The 10,221-nt window shown below is 59.6% G+C and carries 9 protein-coding genes; 8 read left to right on the plus strand and 1 reads right to left on the minus strand.

The window, feature by feature from the left end; all coding sequences use genetic code 11:
* Nucleotides 1-6: 6 nt before the first annotated feature.
* Nucleotides 7-504, minus strand: a complete 498-nt coding sequence (locus tag IEX40_RS12235) for a MarR family winged helix-turn-helix transcriptional regulator (protein ID WP_188748602.1) — start codon at nt 502-504, stop codon at nt 7-9.
* A gap of 274 nt (nt 505-778) precedes the next feature.
* On the opposite strand from IEX40_RS12235, the gene IEX40_RS12240 reads away from it, so the two are divergent.
* From IEX40_RS12240 to IEX40_RS12275, 8 genes are all read left to right on the plus strand, one after another.
* Nucleotides 779-2,341 (plus strand): acyl CoA:acetate/3-ketoacid CoA transferase, encoded by a 1,563-nt coding sequence (locus IEX40_RS12240; protein WP_188748604.1) that lies wholly within the window; start codon nt 779-781, stop codon nt 2,339-2,341.
* Nucleotides 2,342-2,386: 45 nt separating this feature from the next.
* A complete protein-coding gene (locus IEX40_RS12245) occupies nt 2,387-3,595 on the plus strand; it encodes a thiolase family protein (protein WP_188748606.1) in 1,209 nt (402 codons plus the stop codon).
* A 241-nt stretch (nt 3,596-3,836) separates the two neighbouring features.
* Nucleotides 3,837-4,598, plus strand: a complete 762-nt coding sequence (locus tag IEX40_RS12250; protein ID WP_188748608.1) for a crotonase/enoyl-CoA hydratase family protein — start codon at nt 3,837-3,839, stop codon at nt 4,596-4,598.
* A 29-nt stretch (nt 4,599-4,627) separates the two neighbouring features.
* Nucleotides 4,628-5,395 (plus strand): 3-hydroxyacyl-CoA dehydrogenase, encoded by a 768-nt coding sequence (locus IEX40_RS12255; protein ID WP_188748610.1) that lies wholly within the window; start codon nt 4,628-4,630, stop codon nt 5,393-5,395.
* 14 nt (nt 5,396-5,409) lie between these two features.
* Nucleotides 5,410-7,191, plus strand: coding sequence for an acyl-CoA dehydrogenase family protein (locus tag IEX40_RS12260; RefSeq protein WP_188748612.1), 1,782 nt, complete (start codon nt 5,410-5,412; stop codon nt 7,189-7,191).
* A 95-nt stretch (nt 7,192-7,286) separates the two neighbouring features.
* Entirely contained in the window at nt 7,287-9,140 is a 1,854-nt protein-coding gene (locus IEX40_RS12265) for a feruloyl-CoA synthase (RefSeq protein ID WP_188748614.1), read from the plus strand.
* Nucleotides 9,141-9,164: 24 nt separating this feature from the next.
* Complete coding sequence (locus IEX40_RS12270; protein ID WP_188748616.1) at nt 9,165-9,602, plus strand: acyl-CoA thioesterase; 438 nt, start codon at nt 9,165-9,167, stop codon at nt 9,600-9,602.
* Between the two features lie 40 nt (nt 9,603-9,642).
* Nucleotides 9,643-10,221: electron transfer flavoprotein subunit beta/FixA family protein (locus IEX40_RS12275; RefSeq protein WP_188748618.1), on the plus strand; the 579-nt coding region annotated here is incomplete at its 3' end.

Here is a 10,221-nt window from a genome sequence, read left to right on the forward strand (position 1 = left end):
TTAATCCTAGCACCACTCAGTCTGAGGTTGGCCATCGGATGTGCTAGTCGCCAGCCGTTTGAGCATGTCAACGAGCTGGCGATGCTCCCCTGCCGACAACACGGCAAAGAATTCCCGATTGTGCTGTAGCGCCCGTTCACGTACTCCCGCCTGGAACTTTTTTCCCTGAGCGGTCATGTAGAGCGCCTTTGATCTGCGATCCACCGGTGACGGGCGGCGCTCTATAAGCCCACGCTTTTCAAGCCGGTCGATAATGGCGACCATCGCCGAGCGATCATTACCCATGGCGTTGGCGACTGCGGTTTGGGTCAGGCCCGGGTTGCGATCGACGATCTCCAGTACACCGAACAATCCGGGTGTCATCTCAAATTCGTCGAAAAAGAAACGTCTCACATTGCGGTAGGTGTTGATCTGCGCCGAGCGCAGCCAGTATCCGGTTAATTCATGCAGTGTGCCGAAGTCGATCTCCGCACCTGTCTGCGTCACCCTTTCATCAGTAGCCACGGCGATACCTATAGTGATCAGTCGTCGGTTTATTCTTATCAATTTTTAATAACATAGCAAAACTGTATAACCAAACAACTTTTTAACCAATCACCAATTATTCACCCCTTATCTCAACGATCAGCGACATGCGCCAACTGATGCGCAATAAATTTATTGCCATTACTGTTGATAACGTAAACAATTAAATATATAAACCAATACCTAGAACAGCTAATCGCGCCATCGTGCAGCGGCTGTCCCGTCCCAGAGAATAAATAGGGTGTACACATCGATGAGCAAAGTGATTACCGCAGACCAGGCTGCCGCCTTGATCAAGGATGGCGATACCGTTGCGTGGACCACCATCGGCATGTCCTACTTCGCCGAAGAGATAGCCAAAGCACTTGAAAAGCGTTTTGTTGAAACCGGCTCCCCCAAGGACATTACCCCGGTGCACGACTGCGGCTGCGGCGACGGCAAAGATGCCGGCATGTCACATCTGGCCTACCCCGGACTTGTCAAGCGGCTGATCTCCGGACATACCGGCCAGGCGCCGAAGATGGCGCAAATGGTGGCAGACAACCTGATCGAAGCCTACCTGCTGCCTCAAGGCGTGCTGGCCACGCTTTGGCGCCAAATCGCGGGCCACAAACCTGGGGTGATCACCAAGGTCGGCATGGGTACCTTCGTCGACCCCCGCATCGCTGGCGGCAAGGTCACCGACAAGACCACCGAAGACCTGGTCAAGCTGATAGAGATCGAGGACGAGGAGTGGCTGCTTTATAAGAGTTTCCCGGTTGATGTGGCGATCATCCGCGCCACCACCGCCGATGAGAACGGCAACCTCACCGTCGAGGAGGAGGCGCAGATCAGTGAAGCGCTGCCGATGGCCCAGGCCGCCCACAATACCGGCGGTATAGTGATCGCCCAGGTCAAATACCTGGCCGAAGCGCACTCCCTGCATCCAAAACAGGTCAAAATTCCGGGCGCGCTGGTCGACTATGTCGTCGTCGCGCAGCCAGAAAATCACATGCAGACCATCACCACCCTGTACAACCCCGCTCTGGCCGGTAACACCCGGGCACCGCTTGGCGCCATCCCGCCAATGCCGTTCAGCGAGCGCAAGCTGATTGCCCGCCGCGCCGCCATGGAGCTACGCCCGAACACCCTGGTTAACCTGGGCATCGGCGTACCCGATGGAATCGCTTCGGTGGCCGCCGAGGAGGGGGTGGTCAAGCAGTTCACCCTGACCACCGAGCTAGGCACCTACGGCGGTATCCCCGCCTCCGGCGGCGACTTCGGTGCGGCCTGGAATGCCGATGCGATCATAGACCATCACGCCCAGTTCGACTTCTACGACGGTGGCGGTCTCGATATTGCCTTCCTCGGCCTGGCGCAGGCTGACACCAGGGGCAACCTGAACGTCAGCAAGTTCGGCCCCAAGGTGGTCGGCCCCGGTGGCTTCATCAATATCACCCAGAGCGCCAAAAAAGTGGTGTTCTGCGGCACGCTGACCGCGGGCGCCAAGTTGGAGTTCGGTGAAACGGGGGTACGGGTGCTACAAGAGGGTAAAGCGAAAAAGTTCGTCGAAGCGGTCGACCAGATCACCTTCAGTGGCGATATCGCCCGTCAGAATGGCCAGCCGGTGGTCTATGTCACCGAGCGCGCGGTGTTCGAACTGCGTGACGAGGGGATCACCCTGACCGAGATCGCTCCGGGACTGGACCTTGAGCGCGATGTGCTCGCGGCGATGGATTTCCGTCCGCAGATCGCCGACGACCTGCGCCAGATGCCGATCGAGCTGTTCCAAGAGAGCTGGGGCGGCCTGAAACAGATCATGAATGCCGACCAGTAACCGGTTATAGCAAACAACAACAGATAATCAAGGGAGAGATACCCCATGTCCTTGAACAACGTAGAGATCCCTTACGGCGCTTACTGGTCGACCCCGTTTACCAAGTGGCAGGGCAGCCTGCAGCACCTGCACGCAATGAAATTCGCCGCCTGGGTAGCCAAAAGTGAGCTGGCCAAGCGGGACATCGACCCGACCCTCTTCGACTCCGGCGTACTGGGCATGACCAACGCCCAGTACCAGTCTTTCTACGGCGCCCCCCTCCCCCTGTATGAGCTGGGCGCTGTCAACACGCCCGGCCACATGCTGAGCCAGGTGTGCGCCACCGGCGCACGCGGCCTGTTCGCCGCCGCCTCCGAGATTGCCCTGGAGATGGCGGAAACCTCCCTGCTGCTGACCGCCGACCGCTGCTCCAACGGCGCCCATATCTACTACCCGGCACCCAACGGCCCGGGCGGCTATGGCCAGTCCGAAGATCAGGTGACCTACAACATGATGCACGATGCCATCGCCGGTCACTCGATGATCCAGACCAGCGAAAACGTCGCCAAAAAATTCGACATCACCCGGGACGAGCTGGACGCCGTGGCACTGCGCCGCTTCGAGCAGTACCAGGACGCATTGAAGGATGATCAGGCATTCCAGAAACGCTACATGACCCTGCCCTTCAGCGTGCCCAATGCCGCGTTCAAGAAGGAGGCCTGTGTTCTGACCGGCGACGAAGGGGTGTTCCCGACGACTGCCGAAGGATTAGCCAAACTCAGGCCGGTGGTCGAAGGCGGTGTCACCACCTTCGGCAACATGACCCACCCGGCCGATGGCAACGCCGCCGTAATCCTCACCACAGCGGACAAGGCGCGCGAACTGAGCCGCGACAGCGCCATCCGTATCAACATCTGCGGTTTCGGCCAGTCCCGCACGGAGCTCGCCCACATGCCGGCAGCCCCGATTGGTGCAGCCGCCAACGCGCTGAAGATGGCGGGTATCGACTACGACCAGGTCAAGGCGATCAAAACCCACAACCCCTTTGCCGTCAACGACGTCGCCTTTGCCAAGGCCACCGGCGTCGATGTCATGCAGATGAACAACTACGGCAGCTCGATGATCTGGGGCCATCCGCAGGGACCGACCGGCATGCGTGCGGTAATCGAACTTATCGAGGAGCTGGTACTGACCGGTGGCGGCTATGGCCTGTTCACCGGCTGTGCCGGCGGCGACCAGGGTATGGCGGTGGTGATCCGCGTCAGCGAGCGTTAATCGCTTTAGGCACAGGCGGGCACCTGCTCGCCTGTGCTGCCCCGCGCCCGGCGTCCCCCTATTCACAGCGAAAGCCCAAACCCGACTTCTGTTTACAAAAAACAACGTAACAAACAGTTTGCAATTATATTTGTTGTAATATACAACTATTAAGAACAAAACAAGATTTGAAAGCGAGCATGCTCCGCCCACAAGGGCCTCTTTCAATGCTCGACTCTCAGAATGAAGAGGCAGACCTACGATGACTGAATACCGCCACTTGACCTTCTCAGTAGAAGAAGGTATCGGCTACCTGACCCTGAACCGTCCGGAGAAGAAGAACGCGATCAACGATGCGCTCTGTCTGGAGATAGAGGACGTGTTCCGCAATCTGCCCTCCGATCTGAACGTGATCCTGTTGTCAGGCAACGGCCCCGAGTTCTGCTCCGGGCTGGATCTGTCCGAACACACCGCACGCGAGCCGTTCGAGGTGGTGAATCACTCGCGTATGTGGCACCGCGTATTCAGCCTTATCCGTAACTCCGGTGTACCAGTGGTCGCGGCCATGCACGGCGCCGTGATCGGCGGCGGTCTGGAACTTGCGATCTGCGCTCATGTCCGCGTCTCCGACGAAACCACCTTCTACCGCCTGCCCGAAGGGCGCCACGGCATCTTCGTCGGTGGCGGCGCATCGGTAAACGTGGCGCGCGTCATGGGAGCCGGACGGATGACCGAAATGATGCTGACCGGCCGCACCCTGGGTGCCGAAGAGGGCGAGCGTCTCGGTCTGGCCCACTACGTAGTCGCCAAGGGCGAGGCATACCAGAAAGCGGCCGAACTCGCCGCTACCATCGCCACCAACTCCCGCTACTCCAACTGGGCCATGGCCACCGGTCTGTCCCGTATCGACAACATGTCGGCAGATGACGGCCTGTACACCGAATCCCTGATCACCGGCATCACCCAGACCAGTGGCGAAGTGAAAGAGCGTATCGACGCCTTCCTGAATCGCAAAAAGAAGTAAACCGGCAGCCAAACGGAAGGAGATAACAGATGAACTTCGAGAATAACCACTTTGTCGTCACCGGTGCTGCCTCGGGTATCGGGGAAGCGGTCGCACGCCGTCTACACGGTCTCGGTGCCCGCGTCACCCTGGCAGACGTAAACGCTGAGCGCGGCGAGCAGGTCGCCGCATCCTTGGGTGAAAACGCCCAGTTCTGCTCCACCGACATCAGCGACGAGCAATCGGTTCAGAGCAGCATCGACGTCGCCATCGACCGTTTCGGCCCGATCAGCGGCCTGGTCAACTGCGCCGGAATTCCAGGCGCCGAACGTGTTATCGGCCGCGAAGGCCCGCATCGCCTGGCCAGCTTCGAACGCGCCCTGCGCGTCAACCTGCTCGGCACCTTCAACATGATCCGCATCTGCGCCGACAAGATGCAGCACAATGAACCGGGTGTGGACAACGAGCGCGGCGTGATCATCAACACCGCCTCCGTAGCCGCCTTCGACGGCCAGATCGGCCAGGCCGCCTACTCCGCCTCCAAGGGTGGCGTTTGCGCCATGACCCTGCCGATCGCCCGCGAGCTGGCCCGCTTCGGCATCCGTGTACTGACCATCGCACCGGGTATCTTCAAGACCCCGATGATGGACGTATTGCCTCCGGAAGTTCAGGAATCTCTGGGTGCCTCCGTGCCCTTCCCCCAGCGCCTGGGTGATCCCGATGAGTTTGCCGCACTGGCGCAACACATCATTGAGAACCGCATGCTCAACGGCGAAGTGATCCGCCTGGACGGCGGCATTCGTATGGCCGCCAAGTAATCTCGAGGTACAGCATGAGTCTCTATCAGGCCCCTCTGAAAGATATGCAGCTTCTGGTTCAGCAGGCGATCGCCAAGGCGGGTCTGCGCGACCTGCCGGAGCTGGCCGAGTTCGATGACGAGCTTGTCGCCGCAGTGTTGGAGGAAGCCGGCAAGTTCGCCCAGGGCGAGCTGGCACCGCTGAACCAGAGCGGTGATGTGGAAGGCTGCCACTTCGACAATGGCAAGGTCACCACGCCTAAAGGCTGGAAAGAGGCCTACCAGCAGTTCTGCGACGCGGGCTGGATGGGGTTGGCGCTGCCGGCAGATTTCGGCGGCCAGTCGCTGCCCAAGTTTATCGCTCAACCGGTCAACGAGATGTGGCTGTCGGCCAACCTGGCGTTCGTCATGTTCCATGCGCTGACCCAGGGCGGTAGCGAAATTCTACTGCACATGGGTAGTGAGGAGCAGAAAGCGCGCTACCTGGGGCCGATCGTCAGTGGGCAGTGGACCGTGGCGATGTCGCTGACCGAGCCTAATGCCGGTTCCGACCTGGGCTCACTGAGCACCAAGGCGATCCCCCAGGACGATGGCCACTACCTGATCAAGGGCCAGAAGATCTTCATCACCTACGGTGAGCATGATCTGGCCGAGAACATCATCCACCTGGTGCTGGCACGCACACCGGATGCACCGGCCGGTAGCCGCGGCATCTCCCTGTTTGCCGTGCCCAAGGTACGGATCAACGCAGACGGCTCGCTGGGCGACGCCAACGATGTGGTCTGCACCGGCATCGAACACAAGACCGGTCTGCACGGCAGCCCGACCTGCTCGATCAGCTACGGCGATCAGGATGGCTGTTTCGGCGAACTGATCGGCGAGGAGAACAGGGGCCTGGCCGCCATGTTCATCCTGATGAACGAAGCCCGTCTCAGCTCGGGCCTGCAGGGTGTCGCCTTCGGCGAGGTCGGTTTCCAGCGTGCGCTGGAGTATTCGCTCGAGCGTACCCAGGGTAGTGACTACCAGACCGGCAAGCAGCGGGTAAAGATTGCACAACACCCGGACGTTGCCCGCATGCTACTGTCGATCCGCTCCGAGGTGATGGGGCTGCGCTCGCTGGCTTATCTTATCGCCGCACTGATCGACAAGTCCGAGTTAACGCTGAATGCTGCCGAGCGCAAATCACTGCAGGCCCGCGTGGCGCTGCTGACACCGATCTTCAAGGCCTTTGCCACCGAGCATGGCAACCTGATGACCGGCACCACGATCCAGATCTTTGGCGGTATGGGCTTCATCGAGGAGACCGGCGTTGCTCAACTGATGCGCGATGCCCGGATAAATACCATCTACGAAGGCACCACCGGTATTCAGGCCCGCGACCTTGTGTTCCGCAAGATACAAAGCGATGGCGGCGAAGCGATCTCGGCCCTGCTGGCCGAAATAGTCCGCCAGGCCGATGCACTACAACGCGACGATGCGCTGAGCACGCAGGGCCAGGCCTTGCGCAGCGCCTGCTCAGCCGTAACGGAGAGCCTGCCCTGTATCCTCAATCGCGACTCAGCCAACCTGCTGCAGCTCAATGCCGGTGCGGTTCCACTGCTTGAAGCCTTGGGCACCCTATGCTGCGCATGGCAGTTAGCGGAACTGGCACAACTGGCGCAGTCCCGGTTGCGCGAAGGCCAGGATCCCGACTACTACTCTAATCTGCTGGCGTTGACGCGGTTCTATTTCGCTTTTTCGGTTCCCAATATCCATGCCCGTCTGGCAACCTTCAGACAGGCCGATGCGGGTGTTGAGCAGTATCGATTTGAGGTCTGAGCCCCAACCGGATTCAGACGGCAGAACAACAAAAACACACAGGATCGCCAGTCGGTACAAATAGAAAAAGTCGACTGGTGAGGGAGAAGCCCGACATGTTAGCTGACTTTCATTCGATAAACGTCACCAAGCTCGAAGTCGAGATCGAGAAGCGCGACAACGGTGAGCAGATCGTACGCTGCAAACAGCCGCTGGAAGCCTACGCCGAGACCTGGATCGATCGTCTGGAGTACTGGGCCGACGCGGCGCCGGATCGTGTCTTCGTCGCGCAACGCTCCGAAGATGGACACTGGGACGAGATCACCTACAGCCAAGCCCTGGCAAAGGTGCGCGCCATCGCCACCTGGCTGCTGAAACAGGAACTCAGTATCGACCGCCCCCTGGTCTGCCTCTCCGGCAACAGCAACGAACATCTGCTGATCGCCCTGGCGGCGATGTATATCGGTGTACCCTACGCGCCGATCTCCACCGCCTATTCGCTGATCTCCACCGATTTCGGCAAGCTGCACCACGTGTTCGATTTGCTCACCCCCGGACTGGTATTCGTCGATAACCTGGGTCCCTACCGCAAAGCCATCGATGCCGTTGCCGGCAATCTGCCGCTGGTCGCGCTATCCACCGATCACGGTGACGATAACCTGGATAATCCGGTCACCCGGTTCAGCGAGCTGTTGGACACCGAGCCGACCGCGGAAACCGATAACGCCCGTGCGGCAATCAGCGGCGATAGTATCGCCAAGTTCATGTTCACCTCCGGCTCCACCGGTATGCCCAAGGCGGTGATCATCACCCAGCGCATGATGTCCGCGAACCAGGTGATGATCAACGGCATGATGGCGTTCCTGAAGGATGAGCCGCCGGTGCTGGTCGACTGGCTGCCGTGGAACCACACCTTCGGTGGCAACCACAATGTCGGCATCGTGCTCTACAACGGAGGCAGCCTCTATATCGATCACGGAAAACCGACCGAAAAGGCGTTCGATATCACGCTGAACAACCTGGCCGACGTCGCACCGACCGTCTACCTCAACGTACCCAGCGGATACGAACTGTTGGTGAAGCGTCTGCGCGAGCGGCCTGAGATCGCCAAGACCTTCTTCTCGCGCCTGAAACTCACGCTGTTTGCCGCCGCGGGTCTCTCCCAGCATATCTGGGATGCGCTGGATGAACTGGCGATCGAACACACCGGCAAGAAGATTCCAATGGTTACCGGGCTTGGTGCGACGGAAACCGCCCCCTCTGCCCTGTTCGCCTCTATTGAGGAGTCCGCTTCCGGCGTGGTCGGTACACCGCTGCCGGGCGTTGAGATGAAGCTGGTACCCAACGGCGACAAGCTGGAAGCGCGTATTCGCGCGGTTACCGTAACGCCGGGGTACTGGCGCGCGCCGGAGCAGACCGCCAAGGCGTATGACGAAGAGGGGTTCTACTGCCTGGGCGACGCGGTCAAGTATATCGACCCGGAGCAGCCCAACCGCGGCTTCCGTTTCGATGGTCGTGTGTCGGAAGACTTCAAACTCAATACAGGCACTTGGGTCAGTGTCGGTGCGCTCAAGGCACATATCATCCACTTCTTCGCGCCCTACGTGCAGGACGTTGTGATTGCCGGACACGATAATGCCTATGTTTCCGCTATCGTGATCCCGGACCTGGACCACTGCCGTACCCTGGTACCGAACAGTGAGCAGATGTCGACGCCCGAACTGCTGCGCGCTCCCCACCTGCGTGAGACCTTCCAGCGCTTGCTGGACGAGATGGCCAAGACCAGCACCGGCAGCTCAACCAAGATCTGCCGCATGCGGCTGATGGATGAGCCGCTCTCCATCGACCTGGGCGAGGTGACCGACAAGAACTCCATCAACCAGCGCGCCGTACTGAAAAACCGGGCCGAGCTCGTTGAAGACCTCTATAGCGAGCAGCCCTCTTCCGATGTACTGGTACTGGGTAGCTAAGACCACAGGCAAGAGGCAGGCAGTATGCTGGTCAGCGAACGTAAGGTGATGATCGAGTGGGGTGACTGCGATCCAGCGGGCATCGTGTTCTACCCCCGCTATTTTGCGTTTTTTGACGCATCAACCGGACATCTGTTTCGCACGGCGGGCCTGGAGAAGTTCGACCTGCATGATCGCTACGAAATCGTCGGCTTTCCGATGGTCGATACCCGGGCAAAGTTCAGCATCCCCTCGCGCTACGGCGAGGAGGTGCTGATCAAAACTCAGGCGACCGGATTCGGTAAAAGCAGCTTTCACATCCATCACCAACTGCTTAAAGCAGATGGAAACCTTGCCATCGAGTGCTGGGAAACCCGTGTCTGGTTGGGACAGCACCCGGAAAAGGCAAGACCAAAACCGATTCCTCAGGAAGTGATCGAGCTGTTATCCGGTACCGATTCAAACACTATAAAAAATAATTAATAACGAACCTATATGCAGTCCTTTTTGGGGGTAATTTCAGATGAAAGTGCTGGTGAGCGTCAAACGCGTCATCGATTACAACGTCAAGGTACGGGTCAAGGCGGATAACAGCGATGTGGACCTGGCCAACGTCAAGATGGCCCTGAACCCCTTCTGCGAGATCGCCGTGGAAGAGGCGATCCGGCTGAAGGAGGCCGGTGTCGCCTCCGAAGTGATCGTCGTCTCCATCGGCCCGAAAGCGGTGCAGGAGCAGCTGCGCACGGCGCTGGCCCTGGGTGCCGATCGCGCCATCCAGATCGACACCGAGGCGATGCCGGAACCGCTCAATGTAGCCAAGCTCTTGGCCAAGGTCGTGGAAGCGGAACAGCCGGGGCTGGTGATCCTCGGCAAGCAGTCGATCGATTCCGACAACAACCAGACCGGGCAGATGCTCGCCGCACTGACCGGCCGCCCCCAGGGCACCTTCGCCTCCGCGGTCAAGGTCGAGGGCGAGAAGGCGATCGTTACCCGCGAGGTGGACGGCGGTCTGAAAACCCTGTCTCTGGATCTGCCGGCCATCGTCACCACCGACCTGCGCCTGAACGAGCCGCGCTACGCCAAGCTGCCGGACATCATGAAG

Source organism: Marinobacterium zhoushanense (assembly GCF_014641945.1).
Classification (GTDB): Bacteria; Pseudomonadota; Gammaproteobacteria; order Pseudomonadales; family Balneatricaceae; genus Marinobacterium_D; species Marinobacterium_D zhoushanense.